Genomic DNA, 21,566 nt, shown 5'->3' on the forward strand with positions numbered 1-21,566 from the left:
CCGGAGAGAGCAGACACTCGCTCCGAGCAAGTACGGTGCCTGACACCCTGCGGGAGTCAGGCACCTGACTGCGGGTCCGTATTCGCCCGGCTGCCCAGGGCCGCTGCCTGGCCGCGCAGTACGAATTTCTGGATTTTGCCGGTGGCGGTCTTGGGTAGCGGGCCGAACACCACGGTGCGCGGCACCTTGAAGCGCGCCAGGTGCTCGCGGCAATGCCGCAGCACATCGTCGGCCGTGCAATGCGCGCCGTCTTTCAGCGTAACGAAGGCGCATGGCGTTTCGCCCCAGGTGGGGTCGGGCCGCGCCACCACCGCGGCTTCCAGGATGTCGGGGTGCCGGTACAGCACGCTTTCGACTTCCACCGTGGAAATGTTCTCGCCGCCCGAGATGATGATGTCCTTGGCGCGGTCCTTGATCTCGATGTAGCCGTCGGGGTGTACCACGCCCAGGTCGCCCGAATGGAACCAGCCGCCGGCGAAGGCCTCGGCCGTGGCGCCGGGGTTGTGCAGATAGCCCTTCATCAGCGTATTGCCGCGCAGCACGATCTCGCCCAGGGTGGCGCCGTCGGCCGGCACCGGCTGCAGGCGGTCGTCGACCACCTGCACATGCTCGACGTTGAGTTTGCGCACGCCGATACGCGCCTTCAGCGCCGCGCGCTCGGCCAGGGGCAGCTCATCCCATTCGTCGTGCCAGGCGCAGCTGACCGACGGCCCGTAGGTTTCGGTCAGGCCATACAGGTGCGTGACGCCGACGCCGAGCTGTTCCATGGCCTCGATGACGGCGGCCGGCGGCGCGGCGCCGCCGGTCAGGGCCTGCACGCGATGCGTGGCGCGATGCTGCACCTGGGACGGCGCATTGATCAGCATGTTCAGCACCACCGGCGCCGCGCAGAAGTAGCCGACGCGATAGCGGCGGATGGCGTCGAAGATGGCCGCGGGCTCGACGCGCCGCAGACAGACATTGGTGCCCGCCAGGGCGGCCAGGGTCCAGGGAAAGCACCAGCCGTTGCAGTGGAACATGGGCAGTGTCCACAGGTATACGGCGTGGGGCGGCATGCCGCAGGCCAGTACATTGCCGGTGGCGTTCAGGTAGGCGCCGCGATGGTGGTAGACCACCCCTTTGGGATTGCCGGTGGTGCCCGAGGTGTAGTTCAGGCAGATGCTTTGCCATTCGTCGGCGGGCCAGTCCCATGCGGCGTCGGGCGGCTGCGCGGCCAGCCAGGTTTCGTATTCGGCGTCGCCCAGCGTGCCGTGTTCGCCCGTGTACTCCGCGTCTTCGATGCGCACCGTGCGGGGCGGCGCGGCCAGCCGGCCCAGCACGTCTTGCACCAGGCTGGCGTATTCGCTGTCGAACAGCAGTACCGTGGCGCGGCCGTGTTCCAGGATGAACGCCAGCGTGGCGGCGTCGAGCCGGGTGTTCAAGGCATTGAGCACGGCGCCAGCCATGGGCACGCCGAAATGCGCTTCGTACAGGGCGGGAATATTGGGCGCCAGCACCGCCACCACGTCGCCGCGCTGCACGCCCCAGGCCCGCAGCGCCGCCGCCATCTGCCGGCATCGCTGCTGCGTGGCGCGCCAGCTCTGGCTGCGGTTGCCATGCACCAGCGCCGGCCGTTGCGGATACACCTCGGCCGCCCATTGCAGGAAACCCAGCGGGGTCAGCGGAACATGGTTGGCGGCATTGCGCGGCAGTTCATCATCGAAGGGGGTCGTCATCGGGATGGCTCCGGCCAGGGGGCGGATTCGCGGCGGGCGGCCTGCCAGCCCAGTTCGGCCAGCGGCGCTACCCGCGCGCCCATTTCGCGCGCGTCGGCGGCGGCGGCGTTGCCGGCCTGGGCGCGCGCGTATACGCCTTGCAGAATGGCTGCAATGCGGAAGAAGCTGTAGGCCAGGTAGAAGTCCCAGTTGGCCGGCGCGGCGATGCCGCGCGCGCGACAGTACGCCGCCACGAACGCCGCTTCATCGGGAATGCCCAGCGCCGGCAGGTCCAGGCCGGCGATGCCGCGCCACAGGCTGGGCGGAATGCGCCAGCACATGCAGTGATAGGCCAGGTCGGCCAACGGATGGCCCAGCGTGGACAGCTCCCAGTCCAGCAGCGCAATGGCGCGCGGCGCATCGGCGGCGAACACCAGGTTGTCGATGCGGTAGTCGCCGTGCACCAGGCAGACCTGGCCGTCGTCGGCTGGCAGGTGCCGCGGCAGCCAGTCGATCAACGCGTCCATGGCGGGGATGGCGCCGGTCGAGGTGTCGCGATACTGCCGGGTCCAGCGCGCGACCTGCCGCGCGAAGTAGTCGCCGGCGCGACCGTAGTCGCCCAGCCCGATCTCGCCGGGCGCCACCGCGTGCAGCGCGGCCAGCACCCGTCCGGCCTCGGCGTAGATGGCGCCGCGCTCGGCCGGGGCCAGTCCCGGCAGCGCCGGGTCCATGAACACGCGGCCTTGCGCATAGCTCATCAGGTAGAACGGCGTGCCGATCACGGCGCGGTCTTCGCAGTAATGCAGCATGCGCGGCACCGGCACGGCCGTGTCGGCCAGGGCGGACATCACGCGGTATTCGCGATCGACCGCATGGGCCGAGGGCAGCAGCGTGCCCGGCGGCTGCTTGCGCAGCACGCGCAGCCCGTGGGCATCCTCCAGCAGAAAAGTGGGGTTGGACTGCCCCCCGGCCAGCGGCCGCGCGCGCAGGCCGGTCGAGTCTGCCAGCCCACGCGCCGCCAGGTAGGCCGTCAGCGCGGGCAGCCACTCGGGCTGCGCGCCGGGCTGCGTTTCTGGTCGATGGCCGGGCGCATTCATACCAGGGCCTTGCGCGGCGCGTCGGCGTCGTCCCAGCGCCAGTAGGCGTCGCCCTCGTCCATCAGGTAGCGAGCCAGCACCATCTTGTGCACTTCCGATGCGCCGTCAACCAGGCGCGCCTGGCGCGCGTAGCGGTAAATCCATTCCAGCGGCGTGTCTTTTGAATAGCCGCGCGCGCCGTTGAGCTGCAGCGCGGTATCTACCACTTTGTGCAGGGTTTCCGACACGACGATCTTGGCCATGGAGATTTCTTTGCGCGCGTAGTCGCCCTGGTCCAGCCGCGCCGCGGCGCGCATGGTCAGCAGGCGGCCGATCTCGATCTGCATGGCGGCATCGCCCAGCAGCCACTGCACGCCCTCGCGCTCGGCCAGCTTCAGGCCGAAGCTGCTGCGCTGCCCCACGTAATCGACCGCCACCGCCATGGCGCGGCGCGCCAGCCCCAGCCAGCGCATGCAGTGCGTCAGCCGCGCCGGGCCCAGGCGGATCTGGGTCAGCTTCAGGCCGTCGCCGACTTCCATCAGGCGGTTCTCGTCGGGAATTTCCAGGCCGTCGAAAATGAGTTCGCAGTGCCCGCCGTGTTCTTCCGGCCCCATGATGGGAATGCGCCGCTCGATGCGCCAGCCAGGCTGGGCGGCATCGAACAGGAAGGCGCTGAGGCCTTTGCGCGCGTCGTCCGAGGTGCGGGCGATGAGGATGAAGTGGCGGGCCACGCCGGCCCCGGTAATGAACCATTTGCGGCCGTTGACGATCCACTTGTCGCCCTGGCGGGTCGCCGTCGTGCGCATCATGGACGGGTCGGAGCCGCTGCCCGGGCTGGGTTCGGTCATCACGAACGACGAGCGGACCTTGCCATCGATAATGGGCTGCAGCCAGCGGTCTTTCTGGTCCGGGCGCGCCACCTGGGCCAGCACGCGCATGTTGCCGTCGTCGGGGGCCGCCGCATTGAAGCACACCGGCCCGAATATCGAGCGGTTCATTTCTTCGTAGCAGGCGGCCAGGCCGACCATGGGCAGGCCCTGGCCGCCGCGCTCGCGCGGCATCTGCAGGGCCCACAGGCCCGCTTCGCGCACCTTGGCGCGGGCGCGCGCAAGCACCGGTTCGGCAATGTTCTCGTGGTCATCGAAATTGCCTGGGTCGGCTTCGAGCGGAATCAGTTCTTCATCGACGAAGCGGCGCACGCGGCTCCGGTAGTCCTCCAGTTCGGGGGGCAGAGAAAAGTCCATGCAGCATCTCCATGCAATGTGCCGCCATCGGGCGACTATAAGGCGGTGTTCAAAGCGAGCTGGCCAGGTGGCCGCCGTCGACGTCGATGACCGAGCCCGTCATGAACGCCGATGCGTCCGACGCCAGCAACAGCAGCGGTCCGTCCAGGTCTTGCGGCTGTCCCAGGCGGCGCTGCGGCACGCGCTTGATCAGCGCTTCGCCCGCGGGGGACGCAAAGAACTCGCGATTCAGATCGGTGGCGATATAGCCCGGCGCCAGCGCGTTGACCCGGATGCCGTGGCGCGCCCATTCCAGCGCCAGGGCGCGCGTCAGGTGCAGCAGGCCGGCCTTGGCCGCCGCGTAGGGCGCAACGTGCGAGGCCACGCGCTGGCCCAGGATCGAGGCGATGTTGACGATGCTTCCGGGCCGCCCTTGCGCGCGGAAGTGGCGCGCGCTGGCCTGGGCCACGCGCCACGCGCCGTTGAGATTGACGTCGATAAGCCCGGTCCAGGCCTGCTCGGAAATATCCAGTGCAGGCTCGCTGAGCGCGACGCCGGCATTGTTGATCACGATGTCCAGCGGACCGAGTTCGCTGGCGGCCGCGTCGATGGCGGCCTGCACGCTGTCGGGCCGGGTGACGTCCATGGGTACGACGCAGGCCTGGCCGCCTTGTTGGCGGATGGCCTCGGCCACTTCATGGCCCAGTTCGGTGCGGCGGCCGCACAGCGCCACGCGCGCGCCGGCGCCCGCCAGCAGGCCGGCGAAGTGCCGGCCCAACCCGCTATAGGCGCCGGTGACCAGCGCCGTCTTGGACTTCAGGTCTTCGAACATCCGCTCTCTCCTCGCTGCTCACTGGCCTTGGTCTGTTTTTGGTCCGCGCAAGAGCGGCGCCAGTGTGTCGGGCACTTCGAGTTCTAAACGTAACACAGCGCTGGCCAGGGCCTTGCCATAGTTGTCGATTGCCAGGCTGCGCGAAACGCCGCCGCCCAGCGCGCCTTCCAGCACGAAGTTCAGCACGCCCAGTCCGTCGACTTCGTAGCGCGTGATGGCGCCGCGCACCGCGGTTTCGTTGTAGATCGTGCGCAGGGCGTCGACCGTGACGGCCTGCTTGATGTACGGGTAGAACGCCGGCTCGTAGGCAATCACGGCGATGTTCGACGTATTGCCTTTGTCGCCTGACCGGGTATGCGCAACGCGCCGCAGGCTCACGTGCATGATGTCTCTCCTTTTCTTGCCGGGCCGCCGGGCCTCTAGACGAACTCGATCGTGCAATCGACCGAGGCGCGCGGCACCAGCGTCGACCACAGGCCGATGACTTCGCGCACACGGTCTTGATGGGGCACGCGCTTGCCGGTGCAAGCCAGCCCGCAGACTGCCATGCCATCGACTTCGCGGCCGATTTTCTCGGCCTGGGCACGGGTGGCGCAGCGTGCGGCGATGCGCACGGCAATTTCCACGGGCTCGCAGGCCGGCGCCGCCGACGCCGCCCCATGTACCGCGTTGGCGCCGATGAAATCAATGCGCAGGTCATCGGCCTGCAGCCCGGCCAGGCGAAGGCGTTCCCGCAGTATGGTCTCGGCCAGCCGTGCCTTGTCCAGGCAGCCGGGGCCGGCGAAGAAGAACATGTCTTCGCCGATATAGCCCTCGGTGCAGCCCATGGATACTTTCAGCGTGTCGGTGCGCGGCCGGCCCGATATGCCGCCGACGCGCACCCGGTCGGGCCCTGCCTGCTCCAGGCGCGCGGTAGTGAAGTCCACCACCACGTCGGGCGTGATGTAGCGGGCCGGGTCGTGCACTTCATAGAACATCTGTTCCTTCACTGTGCGCAGGTCGATGCAGCCGCCGGTGCCGTCGACCTTGCCGATCTCGGCCGTGCCGTCCGCCTCGACGTCGGCATACGGGAAGGCCAGGTTCCAGGGATCGGGCACGTCTTTGTAGCCGGGGTCGCCAAAATAGCCGCCGGTAACCTGCGCGCCGCATTCGAGCAAATGACCGATGCCGCTGCCCTGGCCGAGCCGCGCCCAGTCGTCGGCGCGCCAGCCAAAGTGGTGCATCATCGGCGCCAGGAACAGCGACGGGTCGGCCACGCGGCCGGTAATGACGATGTCGGCGCCCTGGTCCAGTGCCCGCACAATGGCTTCGGCGCCGGCGTAGGGTTCAGCCGAGATCAGCGTGTCGGCCACCGACGCCACGGGCGCGCCGCTTTCCATGATGGCCAGCCCGCTCGTGCCGATGCTGCCGCTGAGGTCGGTGGCGCTGACGGCAGCGACCCTGGCGTGTTTCCAGCCGGCTTCGGCGCACAGCTCGGCCACGCGCCGGGCCGCCGCCAGCGGGTGAATCCAGCCCTGGTTCGAGACGATGCGCGTGCCGTTGGCCATGCAGTGCGGCAGCACCGCGCGCATGCGATCGTCCAGCCAGGTGTCGTAGCCCGGAAAGGCCGGATCGCGGCGCTTGCGCACCTGGGCCGCCGATACGGTGGCTTCGGCCATGGTCTCGAAGCACAGGAAGTCGAGCGCGCCGCGTTCGGCGTTCCAGCGCGCCGGGTCGATGCGGTCGCCCCACCACCCGGCGCCCGAGCCGATGCGCAGCGTGCCTGTCTTGTGAGTCATGTCGGTCTCCTTCGCGATGCCATGGCCGCCTATTGCGGTTGGATGCCTGCGCGGCTGATGACCTGCCGCCATTTTTCGGTGTCGGCGCGAATAGTGTCGCTGAAGGCCTGCGGCGTGCCGGCCACCGGAATCGCGCCCAGGTTTTCCACCTGGCGGCGCGTGTCCGGCTCGGCCAGCGCCTCGGCCACGGCCGACTGAGTGCGCGCCACCACGGCCGCCGGCGTGCCGGCCGGCGCCAGCAAGCCGAACCATGCATTGACTTCATAGCCCGGCAGGCCGGCCTCGGCTACGGTCGGCACGTCCGGCAGCAAGGGCACGCGGGTGCTGGTGGTGACCGCCAGCGCGCGCACGGCGCCCGCGCGAATCTGCCCCATGGCCGAGGGCAGGTTGTCGTACATGATCTGTACCTGGCCGCCCAGCAGGCCCGTCATGGCCGGCGCCGACCCCTTGTAGGGCACGTGCCGGATGTCCACCTTGGCCAGGCCGTTGAACAGCTCGCCCGACAGGTGCGGCGAGCCTCCGAGGCTGGTCGAGGCGAAATTCAGCTGGCCGGGCTCGCGGCGCGCCCGCTCGATAAGCTGGGCCACCGTGCCGATGCCCAGTTGGGGATTGGCCAACAGTACATTCGGCGAGTTAGCCACCAGCGTCACCGGCGCGAAATCGCGCGCGGGGTCGTACGGCACCTGCTTATAGATGAACTGGTTGGTGACCTGGGTGCCCAGGGTTCCCATGACGAGCGTATAGCCATCGGGCTGCGCCCGCGCCACCGCGGCCGCGCCGATGCCGCCGCCCGCGCCGGGGCGGTTCTCTACCACCACGTTCTGGCCCAGTCGGCTGCCGGCCGCGTGCGCGACCAGGCGCGCCAGCAGGTCGGTGGTGCCGCCGGGCGGGAACGGCACCACCAGCGTGATGGGGCGGGCGGGCCATGCCGGCGCCGGCTCTGCGTGCGCCATAGAGGCCAGCGGCAGCGCCAGGGCGGTGGCAAGAAGAAGGGGGTATCCACGCATGGGTCTCTCCTGGTGAACGGGGGTATCAGGGGGCGGCGGGCGCGGCCAGTTCCACCAGGGCGTCAACCGCCACGGCGCCCTGCCCCCGCGCGCCTACCAGCACCGGGTTGATGTCTATGGAGGCCAGGCTGCCCCTGGCCGCCAGCGCGCAGCGGCCCAGCAACACCGCCTGTTCGGCCAGCGCCCGCATATCGGCGGGCGGGTCGCCGCGCACGCCGGCCAGCAGCTTGCCGATGCGCAGGTCCTGCAGCTTGCCGATCACCTCGTCCACGCTGAAGGGCGGCAACAGCAGCGCCACGTCTTGCATGGCCTCGACATACTTGCCGCCGCTGCCCACCATGACCACGGGGCCGAACACCGGGTCGTGGCGCACGCCCAGGGCGCACTCGTGCAGGCCGGCGTGCATGCGCGCCACGATCCACTCCGCGTCGTCTATGCGCAGCTTGCCCAGCGTCTGCGCCTGGCGCGCCAGCGCGGCGCGCAGCGCCTGTTCGTCGTCCAGCCCCAGCGCCACCAGGCCGTGCTCGGATTTATGCGGCAGGCGCGCCGAGCACGCTTTCAACGCCACCGGCGCGCCGATGGCGCGCCAGGCGGCCACGGCGGCGTCGGCATCGGTACAGCGGGCATGTTCAGCCACCGCCAGACCCTGGCCGGCCAGCAGCGCCAGGCTTTGCGCTTCAGACAAGAACGGCTGCCGGGCGGACGGCAAGCTGAACGGCGCCGCGTCGGGCCAGCACACGGGCGCGCGGCTGCGCCAGCGATGCAGGCGGTACAAGGCGGCCATTGCGTCGGCCGCCTGCTGTTCGTCGGCATAGACGGCCACGCCGCGCGCGCGAAACGCTGCCGCCACATCGTCCTGCCATGCCACCACCGCGACGGGGCGGGCGGCCGCGGCGGCAAAACCGGCCGTATCGGCCGCGAAGGTGGCTACGTCGTAGCCGCGCCCCGCCACCGGGATATCGATGAGGAACATATCAGCGGCCGGGTCCGACGCGATGACCGGCAGCACCTGGCCGAACAAGCCATTGTTCGAGAGCAGCGCGGCGGTAATGTCCACCGGATTGGCCGTAGAGGCGAAGCCGGGCAGCAGGCCGTCCAGCTGCTGCCGCGTGGTCTCGGCCAGCGGGGCGATCTGCAGGCCACGTTCGACGGCGGCGTCCGAGGCCAGCACGCAGCTGGCGCCCGAATTGCTCACCGCCACCATGCGCGGCCCCCGCGGCAAAGGGCCGCGCAGCGCCAGTTCGGCGAAGCGCACCAGTTCTTGCGGGTCGCGCGCGCGCAAGATGGCATGGCGCTCGAAATAGGCGTCTACCGCCCGGTCTTCGCTGGCCATGGCGCCGGTGTGCGACGCGGCCGCGCGCGCGCCGGCCTCGGAGCGGCCCGACTTCACCGCAATCAGCGGCACGCCGCGCGCGCTGGCCATGGCCGCGGCCTCGGCCAGCGCGCCCGCATCCTGTAGCGACTCGAGGTACAGCAGCACGATGCGTACTTCGGGGTCGCGCAGCACTGCGCAGGCAAGTTCGGCCACGGTGACGTCGGCTTCGTTGCCAGTGGCGTGCACATGGCGCACGCCCAGGCCGCGCTGGCGCAGCAGGCCGTACACCATCGCCCCCATGCCGCCGCTCTGGCTCAGTACCGCTACCGGGCCATCCGCTGGCGCGACTTCCAGGAACATGGTCGAGAAACTGGCGATCGCCCCGTTGCCGAAATTGGCCAGGCCCTGCGAGTTCGGACCCACGATGCGCATGCCGGCCGCACGGGCGCGCGCCATCATGGCGTCCTGCAGCGCCCGGCCCGCATCGCCGGTCTCGGCAAACCCGGCCGAGATCACGATGGCCGCCGCCACGCCCAGCTCGGCGCAGCGGTCCACCGCCTGCACCGCCTGTTCGCCCGCCACGGCCACGATGGCCAGATCGGGCGCCGCGGGCAGCGCGTCCAGGGTGGGCCACGCGCGCTGGCCCTGCACTTCGGCGCGTTGCGGGTTGATGGGGTACAGCGTGCCCGCGTAGCCCTGCTGTCGCATGTAGTAAATGGGCCGCCCGCCGATCTTGTCGGGATTGTCGGACGCGCCCACAATGGCGATCGATGCGGGGTCGAGCAAGCGGTCCAGGCTGTTGCGCCGGGGCTGTGCTAATGCCATGAAAACTCCTGTGGCTTCGGGGGCAGCAAACGCTGCGGATCAGTTGACGGTGGCGCCGGATACCTTGACGACCTCGGCCCACTTGCGGATTTCATCGTCCAGAAACTGTCCGTATTCGGCGGGCGTCATCCAGTCGGCATCGAAGCCCTGTTGCGCGAACTGCTTCTGCAGATCGGGACGGCCCAGCACTTTCTGCAGCGCCGCGCTCAGCTTCTGCACCACGGCGTCGGGCGTGCCGGCCGGGGCCATCAGGCCGTTCCAGGCCGTGGCCTCGTAGCCGTCCAGGCCCGACTCGGCCACGGTGGGCACGTCCGGGGCAGCCGGCGAGCGCGCGGCGCTGGTGACGGCCAGGGCGCGCAGCTTGCCGTCTTTTACATAGGGCATGGACGACAGCATGGTGTTGAACATGATGTCTGCCTGGCCGCCCATGACATCGGTCATCGCCGGCGCGCTGCCGCGGTAGGGCACGTGCACCATGCGAGTGCCGGCCATAGTGTTGAACAATTCGGCCGACAGGTGGGTGGATTGCCCGTTGCCCGACGAGGCGAAGGTCAGTTTGCCGGGCGAGGCCTTGGCCAGCGCGATCAGCTCGCGGACATTCTGCGCGGGCAGGTCCGGGCGCGTCACGATAACCAGCGGGCCCTTGGTCAGCAGCGAGATCGGCGCGAAGCTCTTGCGCGTGTCGTAGCCCAGGTTTTTGAACAGCGACATATTGATGGCGTGCGCCGTGGTGGCCAGCAGCAGCGTGTAGCCATCGGGCGCGCTCTTGGCCACCATGTCGGCGCCGATGTTGCCGCCCGCGCCCGAGCGGTTGTCGACGATGACCGTCTGGCCGAGTTCGTCGCCCAGTCCTTGCGCCACCGTGCGGGCCACGATGTCGGTGGGGCCGCCCGGCGGATAGGGCACGACCAGGGTGACGGGCTTGTCGGGCCACGTCGCGGCGGCGGCCGCGGTATTGGCCGCCAGGACGATGGCGGCCAGGGCGGCGCGCCAGACAGGAATTGCAGGCATGAGTCTCTCCTCCGTCCTCGCGGGACGTTATTGTTGGTGGGGGAAATAAGGCCGCCGTCGCGGCCGCGCATCAAGGCGGGCGGCACGCCTCGAACGTGAGCAGCACGTGGCCGTTCAACTCGGCCGCGCGGCCGCTGACCGCCTGTCCAATGGCGATGCCTGCATCGGCATGCCCCATCAGCGTCACGTTTTCGCGCAGCCGCACCAGCACCAGCACATAGGGCGCCAGCGCGCGCCACCGGGCATCGGGCGCGCGGTGTACTTCGCTGCGGGCGATGACTGTGCCTGCGCCCTCGGCGCGGCGCCAGCGCAATGCCGTGCCGCCGCAAGACGCGCAGGCGTATGGGCGCAAGGCCCACCAGGCGCCGCAGTCGTCACAGCGCTGCAAGTCAAGCGGGTGGCGATCGCGCTCGGGGTGGTTGATCGGGTTCGTGCTCATGCCGCGCCCTCTGCCTGCAGCACCAGGCTGACATGCGCCGACAGCACGCCGCCGTCGGCGTGCACCAGCGCGCGGCGGCGCGGCGCGATCTGGCGTTCGCCGGCGCGGCCCGCCAGCTGGGTGCAGGCCTCGACCACATGAGCCAGGCCGCCCGCCACGCCGGAATGGCCGAACGACAGCAGGCCGCCATGCGTGTTCAGCGGCAGCGGGCCCGTGGCGGCGAAATCGCCGCGCTGCAGGCGCGCCCCCGCGCCGCCGCGCGGCGCATAGCCCAGTTCTTCCAGCAGCATGATCAGGGTGATGGTGAACGAGTCATAGATCGCCAGGTAGTCGATCTGGCTGGCGTCTACCCGCGCTTCGGCCAGGGCGCGGGCGCACGCGCGCGCGGCGCCGGTATCCAGCACGTCGCGCATGGCCGACAGGTGCTGGTGGCGGTGGGCCTGGCCCCCGCCCGTTACCTGCACCGGGCCTTCGTCCACGCTGAGCACCAGGGCCGCCGCGCCATCCGAGATGGGGCAGCAGTCCAGCAAGTGCAGCGGCGTGGCGATGGGGCGCGAGGCCAGCACCTGTTCCACGGTGATGGGTTCGCGCAGGTGCGCATGCGGATGGCCGGCGGCGTTGTGCCGCATCAGCGCGGCGAAGCCCGCCATGGCGTCGCGGCGGGTGCCTGTGTGGTGCATGTAGGCCGACGCCAGCAGGGCGTAATACGCGGGCACCGAGGCGCCGTTGGGCACTTCGGTATCCGCCTCGCCCACCTGCGCCAGCGTCTGGATAGAGGTATCGACGGCCTGGCCGGTCAGGCGGTTTTCGCCGGCCACCACCAGGATGCGCCGGCAGGTGCCGGCGCGCAACAGTTCGCGCGCCAGCATGACCATGGCCGCGCCAGTGGCCCCGCCCATCTGCATGCCGTGCGCATAGCACGGGTCCAGGCCCAGCTTTTCACTGAGCAGCGTGCCCAGCATCAAGTGCGGAAACGTGGTGGCATAGCCGCACAGCACGCCGTCGATATCGGCGCGCGCCAGGCCCGATTGCGCCAGCGCGCGGTTGGCCGCCTCGGCCATCAGGTCCAGCGCGCTCATGCCTTCATGGCGGCCGAAGCGCGTGGTGGCGGCAGCCTGCACATAGGCGCGCCGGCAATCGCCGTTACGCATGGGGCAGCCACGCGCGTTCGATTTCGCGTGCCTCGTGTGACAGTGCCTGCGCCAACTCCTGTTCGCGCGATTCAATGCGTTCGTTCAGCGCGGCCACGCTCAGCGCCGCGATCGCCCGTCCGCTGGGCCCGCGCACCGCCACGCCCAGGCCGCCCATCTTTTCCACTACCACGTCCAGCAGCATGGCGTGCCCCAGCGCGCGGGCGCGCTGCGTGGCCAGATCCAGGTCGCGCTCGGGATAGCGCGGGTACTTGATCGCCAGTCGCTGGCGCACCATGGGCAGCACCGCGCGGGACTCGGATTCGTCCAGCGTCGACAGCAAGGCCAGGCTGCCGGCCCCCACGCCCAGCGGCCGGCGGCTGCCCACCTCGAGGTAGTTGGCGCGGATCGGGTAGTCGCCGAAGCACAGGTCCAGGCAGACGGATTCCCAGCCCATCGGCAGCGACAGGATGACCGTGTCGCCGAAGCGGCGCGCCAGCCGGATCAGGGCGGGCCGCGCCAGCGCCCGCACGTCCAGCCCATCGACCATGGCATGGTGCATGGCGTACACCTGCGGGCCCAGCATGTAATGCTTGCTGACCGGGTCGCGCTCGACAAAGCCCTCGGCTTCCAGGTCTTTCAGGATGCGCCGCGCCGTGGAAATATCCAGCGCGGCGCTCTGCGCGATGTCGGTCAGCCGGTGCACGCGCCGGTCGGACAGGCTGGCCAGCACGCGGCAAGTCTTCTTCGTGGCGGAAACAGTGGTGACGTCTGGCGTTGGCATGGAAGTGGCCGGGCCCGGTTTTGAGAACACGGCCACAAGATAGAAAGGTGGGGCGGCGGCGGTAAAGTTGCAGCGCAACAAATTTTCGCCCAGCGACAATGCGCGGGCGCTGCGGGCCGCGCCAGCCTCGTTTGCCGGGCTGGCGCGCCCTCCGCGAGGGGCGCTAGGCGCCGATCGCCACCAGCTCGGCCCCTTCGGCCACCTGGTCGCCCACCGCGTAGAACACTTCCTGCACCTTGCCGTCGGCGGGCGCGGAAATGGTGTGTTCCATCTTCATGGCTTCCATGACCAGCAGCGGCTGGCCCCGAGAAACGCTGTCGCCGGCCCGCACCGCGATGGAGATGATCTTGCCCGGCATGGGGGCGGTCAGCCCGCCAGCGTGGTCGGCCTGGTCGTCCTGCGCATGGGCCAGCGCGTCGTGCAGGACCAGCACTTGGGTGCGGCCTTCGCGGAACACGTAGGCCTTGTCGTCGTGCAGCACGACGGTGCCGGCGCTTTCGCGGCCGTCCAGCACGATGCGCAGGCCGTAGGCCAGGTTCGGGTTGGCGCTGGCGTTCGACCGCCACGAAAAGGCCTGGGGCGCGCCGGCGCAGGCCAGCGTCCAGGCCTTTCCGTCGCGCGCTACCGTCACGTCGCGCAGGGTGTCGCCATCCTGCCATTGCACGGCCTGCGCATAGCGCTCGCCCAGTCGCCAGCCATCGCGCACGTCCCAGGGATCGGTGGCCGGCTTGGCGGCCTGGCTGCCGGACTGCGCCAGGCCCTGGCGCACCAGCACCGCCGCCGTGGCCAGCGCCAGCGCGGTCGTATCGGCGGCGGCCGGCGGCGGCAGCAGGGTCTGGCGGCGGCGCTCGATCAGCCCGGTATCGAGGTCGGCCGCGGCGAACGCGTCATCTTGCATCAGCCGGGTCAGGAAGGCCACGTTGGTCTGTACGCCCACCGCATGGGTGTGCGCCAATGCCTGGATCATGCGCGCGCGGGCCTGGTCGCGGTCGGCGCCGTGCACGATCAGCTTGGCGATCATGGGGTCGTAGTAGGGCGTGATGGCGTCGCCCATGCGCACGCCGCCGTCGACGCGCACCTCGCCGTTGGCGAAGGCCGCGTGGGGCGGCAGTTCCAGGTAGGCCAGGCGGCCGATCGACGGCAGGAAGCCCTTGTCGGGGTTCTCGGCGTAGATGCGCGCCTCGATGGCATGGCCGTGAATACGCAGGTCTTGCTGGGCGGCCGGCAGCGGCTGCCCGGCCGCCACGCGCAGCTGCCATTCCACCAGGTCGTGGCCGGTGATCATTTCCGTGACCGGGTGTTCGACCTGCAGGCGCGTGTTCATTTCCATGAAATAGAAGCGGCCATCGGGCTCGGCAATGAATTCCACCGTGCCGGCGCCCACGTAGCCGACCGCGCGCGCCGCCGCCACGGCGGCTTCGCCCATGGCCTGGCGCCGTTCGGGGGTCATGCCGGGAGCCGGCGCTTCTTCAATGACCTTCTGGTGGCGCCGCTGCACCGAGCAGTCGCGCTCGAACAGGTACACGCAATTGCCGTGCGTGTCGGCGAATACCTGGATCTCAATGTGGCGCGGCTTTTGCAGATAGCGTTCGATCAGCACGCGGTCGTCGCCGAAACTGGACGCGGCCTCGCGCTGGCACGAGGCCAGCGCTTCCAGGAAAGCATCGGCCGACTCCACCACCCGCATGCCTTTGCCGCCGCCGCCCGCGCTGGCCTTGATGAGCACCGGGTAACCGATGGCATCGGCCTGGGTCTTCAGGAACTGCGGATCCTGGTTGTCGCCGTGGTAGCCCGGCACCAGCGGCACGCCGGCTTTTTCCATCAGCGCCTTGGCCGCCGACTTGCTGCCCATGGCGGCAATGGCCGAGGCCGGCGGCCCCACGAAGGCGATGCCGGCATCGGCGGCGGCCTGCGCGAAGGCTTCGTTTTCGGACAGGAAACCGTAGCCCGGGTGGATCGCCTGCGCACCGGTGTCGCGCGCGGCCTGCAGGATGGCGTCGGCGCGCAGGTAGCTGGCGCGCGGCTCGGGGCCGCCGATGTGCACGGCCACGTCGCAGGCCGCGACATGGCGCGCGCCCGCATCGGCGTCGGAATACACGGCCACCGTACGGATGCCCAGGCGGCGGGCTGTGGCGGCGACGCGGCAGGCGATTTCACCGCGGTTGGCGATCAGCAGAGTATCGAACATGTGTGTCATCCAGAGAGGGGCCGCCGGCCCCTACATGCGGAACACGCCGAAGCGCGTGTCTTCGATGGGCGCATTGAGCGCGGCCGACAGCGCCAGGCCCAGCACGCGGCGCGTGTCGGCCGGCACGATGATGCCGTCGTCCCACAGGCGCGCCGTGGCGTAGTACGGGTGGCCCTCGTGCTCGTACTGGGCGCGGATGGGCGCCTTGAAGGCTTCTTCTTCTTCGGCCGACCACTGCCCGCCCTTGGCCTGGATGCCGTCGCGCCGCACGGTGGCCAGCACGCTGGCGGCCTGTTCGCCGCCCATGACGGAAATGCGGGCGTTGGGCCACATGAACAGCAGGCGCGGCGAGTACGCGCGCCCGCACATGCCGTAGTTGCCGGCGCCGAACGAGCCGCCGATCAGCACGGTGAACTTGGGCACGTTGGCGGTAGCCACCGCGGTCACCATCTTGGCGCCGTGGCGGGCGATGCCTTCGTTTTCGTACTTGCGGCCCACCATGAAGCCGGTAATGTTCTGCAGGAAAACCAGCGGAATCTTGCGCTGCGCGCACAGCTCGATGAAGTGCGCGCCTTTCTGCGCCGATTCCGAAAACAGGATGCCGTTGTTGGCCACGATGCCCACCGGCATGCCGTGGATGTGCGCGAAGCCGGTGACCAGGGTGGTGCCGAAGCGCGCCTTGAATTCATCGAAATCCGAGCCGTCGACGATGCGGGCGATGATCTCGCGCACGTCGTACGGCTTGCGCGTGTCGGCGGGAATGATGCCGTTGAGCTCGGCCGGGTCGTAGCGCGGTTCGCGCACCGGCGCCAGCGCCAGTTGCGCGGGCTTGCGCAGGTTCAGGCGCGCCACCGCGTTGCGCGCCAGCTGCAGCGCGTGCAGGTCATTGGCGGCCAGGTGATCGGCCACGCCGGACAGGCGCGTGTGCACGTCGCCGCCGCCCAGGTCTTCGGCGCTGACTTCCTCGCCGGTGGCGGCCTTCACCAGCGGCGGGCCGCCCAGAAAGATGGTGCCCTGGTTGCGCACGATGATGGACTCATCGCTCATGGCCGGCACATACGCGCCGCCGGCCGTGCACGAACCCATTACCACCGCGATCTGCGCGATGCCTTGCGCCGACATGACGGCCTGGTTGTAGAAGATGCGGCCGAAGTGGTCGCGGTCGGGAAAAACCTCGTCTTGCTGCGGCAGGTTGGCGCCGCCCGAATCCACCAGGTACACGCACGGCAGGCGGTTCTGCGCGGCGATTTCCTGCGCCCGCAAGTGTTTCTTGACGGTCATGGGGTAGTAGGTGCCCCCCTTGACCGTGGCATCGTTGCAGACGATGACGCATTCGGTGCCCGAGATGCGCCCGATGCCGGTGATCACGCCCGCCCCCGGCGCCGCGCCGTCGTACATGCCGTGAGCCGCCATGGGCGACAGTTCCAGGAACGGGCTGCCCGGATCGATCAGCCGCTCGACACGGTCGCGGGGCAGCAGTTTGCCGCGCGCCACATGTTTGGCGCGGGCGGACTCGCTGCCGCCCAGGGCGGTTTGCGCCAGTTGCCGCGCCAGGTCGTCCAGCTGCGCCTGCATGGCGCGTGCATTGTCGGCGTAGTCTTGCGAACGCGGGTTGATGCGGGATTCGATGGTGGGCATGAAGCTTTTCCTATGCGTGTCTGACTCCCGAAGGGGGTCTGACGCCATCTGACTTTGTTGGGTTTTTCTTGCAGGTGTCAGGCTCCCGAAGGGGGCCTGACACCGAAGTGTGCTTAATACCGTACAGATCGGATTCGGTGGGTGTCTGACACCCGCTGCGCGGGAGTCAGACACGCCAGGGGGTTACATCATCTCGATGGCCATCGCCACGGCTTCGCCGCCGCCGATGCACAGGGTGGCCACGCCGCGCTTGCCGCCCTTCTGGCGCAGCGCGCCCACCAGGGTGGCGACCAGGCGGGCGCCGGACGCGCCAATGGGGTGGCCCAGCGCGGTGGCGCCGCCGTGCACGTTGACTTTCTCGTGCGGCAGCTTGAAGTCGTGCATGGCGGCCATGGCCACCACGGCGAAGGCTTCGTTGATTTCGTACAGGTCCACGTCTTCGGCCTTCCAGCCGGTCTTGGTGAACAGGTTCTTCAGCGCGCCGACCGGCGCGGTGGTGAACCAGCCCGGCTCTTGCGAATGCTGGCTGTGGGCCACGATGCGGGCCAGCGGCTTGAGGCCCAGTTCTTCGGCGGTGGACGCGCGCATCAGCACCATGGCGGCCGCGCCGTCGGAAATCGACGAGGAATTGGCGGCGGTGACCGTGCCGTCTTTCTTGAAGGCGGGCTTCAGGGTGGGGATTTTTTCCGGCATGGCCTTGGTGGGCGCTTCGTCGGTGTCCACCACCGTATCGCCCTTGCGGCCGGCCACGGTGACGGGTGTGATTTCCCACTTGAAGCTGCCGTCTTCGGTGGCGGCGCGCGCGCGGCGCAGCGATTCGAGCGAATACTCGTCCTGCTGCTCGCGCGTGAAGCTGTATTTGGCGGCGCAGTCTTCGGCGAACACGCCCATGGCCTTGCCGCGGTCGTAGGCGTCTTCCAGGCCGTCGAGCGCCATGTGGTCGTACACGGTGGCGTGGCCGTAGCGGTAGCCCTGGCGGCCCTTGAGCATCAGGTAGGGCGCATTGCTCATGCTTTCCTGGCCGCCGGCCACCACCACGCGCGCCGAGCCGGCCACCAGCAGGTCATGGCCGAACATGGCGGCCTTCAGGCCCGACCCGCACACTTTGTGAATTGTGGTGCATCCCACGCCCAGCGGCAGGCCCGCGCCCAGCGCCGCCTGGCGGGCCGGCGCCTGGCCCTGGCCCGCCTGCAGCACGTTGCCCATGATGACTTCATCGACCTGCTCCGGCTTCAGGCCGGCGCGTTCGACGGCGGCCTTGATGGCGACCGAGCCCAGTTCGTGAGCGGCCAGGCTGGACAGGCTGCCCAGCATGCCTCCCATGGGGGTGCGGGCAACAGAAACGATGACAACGGGATCAGACATGATTGACTCCTGGAAAGCGAATGGGGACTGGCGTCACGATGCGGCGACGCGATGCGGGGCGCTGCCGGGGCGCAGCCGCCTGTCGGTATCGTACGGGAAAAATTCTTCGATCCGGCCCTGCGCCACATGGGCGCGGCAGGCCTGCCACCACTCGGGTTCAAGCAGGTCGGCGTGGTGCCGCAGGAAGGCCCGCCGCACGCGCGGGTCGCCCAGCAGGAAGCGGTCGAACTCTTCGGGAAATACGTCGTTGGGCCCAACGGCGTACCAAGGCTCGCTGGCCATTTCGGCCTCTTCGTTGGGGGCCGGCGGTATGCGCCGGAACTGCATTTCGGTCATGCGCTGGATTTCGTCGTAGTCGTAGAACACGACACGGCCCAGCCGCGTGACGCCGAAGTTCTTGTACAGCATGTCGCCGGGAAAAATATTGGCCGTGGCCAGTTGCCGGATGGCGTCGCCGTACTCGCGCACCGCCTGGTCCAGCAGCGGCTCGGGCGCGCGTTGCAGATACAGGTTCAGGGGCGTCATGCGGCGTTCGATGTACACGTGACGGATCACCACCGTATCGCCGTTTTCCTCCAGCAGGCTGGGCACGCGCTGGCGCAGTTCGTCGAGCAGCGCCGGGGCGAAGCGCGCGCGCGGCAGCGCCACTTGCGAGTATTCCCAGGTGTCGGCCATGCGGCCCACGCGGTCGTGCAGCTTCACCATCTGGTACTTGCGGCGCACCGTGGCATGGTCGATGCCGTCTTTGTCGATGCGGTCTTTGATCAGCTTGAACACATACGGGTACGACGGCAGGGTGAACACGCACATCACCATGCCCTTGATGCCGGGCGCGATGTCGAAGGCATCGCGCGAATGCGCCAGGTGGTGCAGGAAGTCGCGATAGAACAGCGTCTTGCCCTGTTTCTGCAGCCCGATCATGGTGTACAGCTCGGCCTTGGGCTTGCGCGGCAGCAGGCTTGACAGGAAGCTCACCACCGCCGCCGGGGTTTCCATGTCAACCAGGAAATACGCGCGGGTGAAGCTGAACAGCGTGCTCAGGTCGTCGGCCCCCAGCAATAGCGCATCCAGCTCGATCTGGCCGGCCGCGTTGCGCGCGAGGGCCACCGCGAACGGGTGCACGGTGCTCTGGTTGATCAGGCGGCCGACGATGTACGCGCCCTTGTTGCGAAAGAACAGCGAGCCCAGCACCTGCACCTGGCAGTCGGACGCCACCCGCTGGCCCGGCTGGCGCGGCCATTGGGCGCGCAGCTGGCGCACTGCGGCGCGCGCCAGCAAGCGGGTGTCGCGCGGCAGATCGGCGAACGGCGCAGCCAGCCCGAAGTCGGCCACCATGCGGATCAGGCTTTTGCGCAGGCCTTCGGTCAACGGGTAGTAGACGCGGTACGAGGGAATGCGGCTGTCCAGGTAGTCGGTCGCCACCGCCGGCCGCACGAACAGGAAATCGTTATGGAAGTAGTCGCGGTGCAGAATGCGGCACGACACCGAATTGAAGAAGGTCTCGGCGCATTCGGGCTGGCGGTGGCCCGCCAGCAGGCCCACGAACTGCTGTTTTACGTCTTGCCAGAAAGCGGTCTGGGCCGGCGTCAGGCTGACGGCCGCTTCGGGCGCTGCCGAGTCGCGCAGTACCTGGCGCAACTGCGCCGCGCATTCGCGCACGCGCATGTCGTAGTACTCGATGCGCTCGCGCGACAGCCGCTGTATGCCGTGCCAGTCGCCCGATTCGAACAGCGCCTTGGCGCGCTGCGCGCTATAACGGAACAACGCATAGTGGCGGTCGAAGCCGGCCAGGATCTGGCGCGCGACCTCCTGCGGCTGCGGCGGGGGCGCCGGAGCCTGTTCAATGCGCTGGACGTCGCCGCTGTAGATCATGGCACGGGTCAATAGGTGTGGTCAGGCCGTTTCGGCGAACAGCTCGCGGCCGATCAGCATGCGGCGGATCTCGCTGGTGCCCGCGCCGATTTCATACAGCTTGGCGTCGCGCCACAGGCGGCCGGTGGGGTATTCGTTGATATAGCCGTTGCCGCCCAGGATCTGCACGCCTTCGCCGGCCATCCAGGTGGCTTTCTCGGCCGTGTACAGAATCAGCGCGGCGCAGTCTTTGCGCACCTGGCGCACGTGTTCGGCGCCGAGCTGGTCCAGGTTCTTGCCGACCGCATAGCAGAAGGCGCGGCTGGCCTGCAGGGTGGTGTACAGGTCGGCAACCTTGCCCTGGATGAGCTGGAATTCGCCGATGGCCTGGCCGAACTGCTTGCGGTCGTGAATGTAGGGCACCACCACGTCCATGACGGCCTGCATGATGCCCAGCGGGCCGCCGGACAGCACGGCGCGCTCGTAGTCGAGCCCACTCATCAGCACCCGGACCCCGCCGTTGACCTGGCCCAGCACGTTTTCTTCGGGAATTTCGCAGTCCTGGAACACCAGCTCGCCGGTGTGGCTGCCGCGCATGCCGAGTTTGTCGAGCTTCTGCGCCACCGAGAAGCCCTTGAAGTTCTTTTCCACCAGAAATGCGGTAATACCACGCTGGTGCGCAGCCGGGTCGGTCTTGGCGTACACCACCAGCGTGTCGGCGTCGGGGCCGTTGGTGATCCACATTTTGGTGCCGTTCAGCACGTAGCGGTCGCCTTTCTTGTCGGCGCGCAGCTTCATACTGACCACGTCCGACCCGGCGCCCGGCTCGCTCATGGCCAGCGCGCCCACGTGTTCGCCCGAAATCAGCTTGGGCAGGTAGCGGGCCTTTTGCTCGGCAGTGCCGTTGCGGTGGATCTGGTTGACGCACAGGTTCGAATGGGCGCCGTACGACAGGCCCACCGAGGCGCTGGCGCGCGAGATTTCTTCCATGACCACCATGTGCGCCAGGTAGCCCAGGTTGGCGCCGCCGTACTCTTCGCTGGCAGTCATGCCCAGCACACCCAGCTCGCCGAACTTGCGCCACAAATCCATGGGGAACTGGTCGCTGCGGTCGACTTCGGCGGCCCGGGGCGCGATTTCGGCCTGCGCGAAAGTGCGTACGGCATCGCGCAGCATGTCCAGGTCTTCGCCTAAGTCGAAATTCAAACCGGGAAGATTCATCGAAGTCTCCGTGAGAGTAGGTGCTTACATTCGGGCGCCTGGTACAGGCTGGGCCGGCAGCCGCATCCATGATGCGCTGCAAAAGGGCGCACAGGCAATGCGGGACTTCAATATTACGTTTACGTAAACGTAAAGTAGACTCGGGTTTTCCCCTAATCAAAAATCGTCCGGCCATTTGTTTGACCATGC

Annotated in this window: 17 protein-coding genes; all 17 read right to left on the minus strand. The window is 68.8% G+C overall.

Going from position 1 to position 21,566, the window contains the following annotated elements; genetic code table 11:
- Positions 1-56 precede the first annotated feature (56 nt).
- Positions 57-1,715: an acyl-CoA synthetase gene (locus BPET_RS00215; protein WP_012247072.1), complete on the minus strand. Its 1,659-nt coding sequence runs from the start codon at positions 1,713-1,715 to the stop codon at positions 57-59.
- Positions 1,712-2,791 (minus strand): phosphotransferase family protein, encoded by a 1,080-nt coding sequence (locus BPET_RS00220; RefSeq protein WP_012247073.1) that lies wholly within the window; start codon positions 2,789-2,791, stop codon positions 1,712-1,714. The genes BPET_RS00215 and BPET_RS00220 overlap by 4 nt, the downstream gene beginning before the upstream one ends.
- Positions 2,788-4,014, minus strand: coding sequence for an acyl-CoA dehydrogenase family protein (locus tag BPET_RS00225; RefSeq protein WP_012247074.1), 1,227 nt, complete (start codon positions 4,012-4,014; stop codon positions 2,788-2,790). Before BPET_RS00225 ends, BPET_RS00220 begins: the two co-directional genes overlap by 4 nt.
- Positions 4,015-4,063: 49 nt before the next feature.
- Positions 4,064-4,825, minus strand: coding sequence for an SDR family NAD(P)-dependent oxidoreductase (locus BPET_RS00230; RefSeq protein ID WP_012247075.1), 762 nt, complete (start codon positions 4,823-4,825; stop codon positions 4,064-4,066).
- A gap of 18 nt (positions 4,826-4,843) precedes the next feature.
- Complete coding sequence (locus BPET_RS00235) at positions 4,844-5,209, minus strand: AtuA-related protein (RefSeq protein WP_012247076.1); 366 nt, start codon at positions 5,207-5,209, stop codon at positions 4,844-4,846.
- A 35-nt stretch (positions 5,210-5,244) separates the two neighbouring features.
- The gene (locus BPET_RS00240; RefSeq protein WP_012247077.1) at positions 5,245-6,603 is read right to left on the minus strand and encodes an acyclic terpene utilization AtuA family protein; all 1,359 of its coding nucleotides are present in this window, start codon (positions 6,601-6,603) and stop codon (positions 5,245-5,247) included.
- 29 nt (positions 6,604-6,632) lie between these two features.
- Positions 6,633-7,610, minus strand: coding sequence for a Bug family tripartite tricarboxylate transporter substrate binding protein (locus tag BPET_RS00245; RefSeq protein WP_012247078.1), 978 nt, complete (start codon positions 7,608-7,610; stop codon positions 6,633-6,635).
- A 25-nt stretch (positions 7,611-7,635) separates the two neighbouring features.
- A complete protein-coding gene (locus tag BPET_RS00250; RefSeq protein ID WP_012247079.1) occupies positions 7,636-9,750 on the minus strand; it encodes an acetate--CoA ligase family protein in 2,115 nt (704 codons plus the stop codon).
- Positions 9,751-9,789: 39 nt separating this feature from the next.
- Entirely contained in the window at positions 9,790-10,761 is a 972-nt protein-coding gene (locus BPET_RS00255; RefSeq protein WP_012247080.1) for a tripartite tricarboxylate transporter substrate binding protein, read from the minus strand.
- A gap of 70 nt (positions 10,762-10,831) precedes the next feature.
- Positions 10,832-11,200 (minus strand): Zn-ribbon domain-containing OB-fold protein, encoded by a 369-nt coding sequence (locus BPET_RS00260; protein ID WP_012247081.1) that lies wholly within the window; start codon positions 11,198-11,200, stop codon positions 10,832-10,834.
- The gene (locus BPET_RS00265) at positions 11,197-12,351 is read right to left on the minus strand and encodes a thiolase family protein (RefSeq protein ID WP_012247082.1); all 1,155 of its coding nucleotides are present in this window, start codon (positions 12,349-12,351) and stop codon (positions 11,197-11,199) included. The genes BPET_RS00260 and BPET_RS00265 overlap by 4 nt, the downstream gene beginning before the upstream one ends.
- Positions 12,344-13,114, minus strand: coding sequence for an IclR family transcriptional regulator (locus tag BPET_RS00270; protein ID WP_012247083.1), 771 nt, complete (start codon positions 13,112-13,114; stop codon positions 12,344-12,346). The genes BPET_RS00265 and BPET_RS00270 overlap by 8 nt, the downstream gene beginning before the upstream one ends.
- 163 nt (positions 13,115-13,277) lie before the next feature.
- Complete coding sequence (locus tag BPET_RS00275) at positions 13,278-15,302, minus strand: acetyl/propionyl/methylcrotonyl-CoA carboxylase subunit alpha (RefSeq protein WP_041862584.1); 2,025 nt, start codon at positions 15,300-15,302, stop codon at positions 13,278-13,280.
- A 30-nt stretch (positions 15,303-15,332) separates the two neighbouring features.
- Entirely contained in the window at positions 15,333-16,940 is a 1,608-nt protein-coding gene (locus BPET_RS00280) for a carboxyl transferase domain-containing protein (RefSeq protein ID WP_012247085.1), read from the minus strand.
- A gap of 183 nt (positions 16,941-17,123) precedes the next feature.
- Entirely contained in the window at positions 17,124-18,305 is a 1,182-nt protein-coding gene (locus BPET_RS00285; protein WP_012247086.1) for an acetyl-CoA C-acetyltransferase, read from the minus strand.
- Positions 18,306-18,338: 33 nt separating this feature from the next.
- Positions 18,339-20,177, minus strand: coding sequence for a bifunctional isocitrate dehydrogenase kinase/phosphatase (gene aceK / locus BPET_RS00290; protein ID WP_012247087.1), 1,839 nt, complete (start codon positions 20,175-20,177; stop codon positions 18,339-18,341).
- Between the two features lie 21 nt (positions 20,178-20,198).
- On the minus strand, positions 20,199-21,377 hold the full coding sequence (locus BPET_RS00295; protein ID WP_012247088.1) for an isovaleryl-CoA dehydrogenase: 1,179 nt from the start codon (positions 21,375-21,377) through the stop codon (positions 20,199-20,201).
- Positions 21,378-21,566 lie beyond the last annotated feature (189 nt).

The organism is Bordetella petrii (genome assembly GCF_000067205.1).
GTDB lineage: Bacteria > Pseudomonadota > Gammaproteobacteria > Burkholderiales > Burkholderiaceae_B > Bordetella_A > Bordetella_A petrii.

Excerpts from the sequence above, each read along its gene's own strand:
- BPET_RS00250 (WP_012247079.1), bottom strand. The coding sequence starts at position 9,750 with ATGGCATTAGCACAGCCCCGGCGCAACAGCCTGGACCGCTTGCTCGAC.
- BPET_RS00215 (WP_012247072.1), bottom strand. The coding sequence starts at position 1,715 with ATGACGACCCCCTTCGATGATGAACTGCCGCGCAATGCCGCCAACCAT.
- BPET_RS00255 (WP_012247080.1), bottom strand. The coding sequence starts at position 10,761 with ATGCCTGCAATTCCTGTCTGGCGCGCCGCCCTGGCCGCCATCGTCCTG.
- BPET_RS00285 (WP_012247086.1), bottom strand. The coding sequence starts at position 18,305 with ATGTCTGATCCCGTTGTCATCGTTTCTGTTGCCCGCACCCCCATGGGA.
- BPET_RS00225 (WP_012247074.1), bottom strand. The coding sequence starts at position 4,014 with ATGGACTTTTCTCTGCCCCCCGAACTGGAGGACTACCGGAGCCGCGTG.
- BPET_RS00295 (WP_012247088.1), bottom strand. The coding sequence starts at position 21,377 with ATGAATCTTCCCGGTTTGAATTTCGACTTAGGCGAAGACCTGGACATG.
- BPET_RS00230 (WP_012247075.1), bottom strand. The coding sequence starts at position 4,825 with ATGTTCGAAGACCTGAAGTCCAAGACGGCGCTGGTCACCGGCGCCTAT.
- BPET_RS00270 (WP_012247083.1), bottom strand. The coding sequence starts at position 13,114 with ATGCCAACGCCAGACGTCACCACTGTTTCCGCCACGAAGAAGACTTGC.
- BPET_RS00235 (WP_012247076.1), bottom strand. The coding sequence starts at position 5,209 with ATGCACGTGAGCCTGCGGCGCGTTGCGCATACCCGGTCAGGCGACAAA.
- BPET_RS00280 (WP_012247085.1), bottom strand. The coding sequence starts at position 16,940 with ATGCCCACCATCGAATCCCGCATCAACCCGCGTTCGCAAGACTACGCC.
- BPET_RS00265 (WP_012247082.1), bottom strand. The coding sequence starts at position 12,351 with ATGCGTAACGGCGATTGCCGGCGCGCCTATGTGCAGGCTGCCGCCACC.
- BPET_RS00245 (WP_012247078.1), bottom strand. The coding sequence starts at position 7,610 with ATGCGTGGATACCCCCTTCTTCTTGCCACCGCCCTGGCGCTGCCGCTG.
- aceK (WP_012247087.1), bottom strand. The coding sequence starts at position 20,177 with ATGATCTACAGCGGCGACGTCCAGCGCATTGAACAGGCTCCGGCGCCC.
- BPET_RS00260 (WP_012247081.1), bottom strand. The coding sequence starts at position 11,200 with ATGAGCACGAACCCGATCAACCACCCCGAGCGCGATCGCCACCCGCTT.
- BPET_RS00220 (WP_012247073.1), bottom strand. The coding sequence starts at position 2,791 with ATGAATGCGCCCGGCCATCGACCAGAAACGCAGCCCGGCGCGCAGCCC.
- BPET_RS00275 (WP_041862584.1), bottom strand. The coding sequence starts at position 15,302 with ATGTTCGATACTCTGCTGATCGCCAACCGCGGTGAAATCGCCTGCCGC.
- BPET_RS00240 (WP_012247077.1), bottom strand. The coding sequence starts at position 6,603 with ATGACTCACAAGACAGGCACGCTGCGCATCGGCTCGGGCGCCGGGTGG.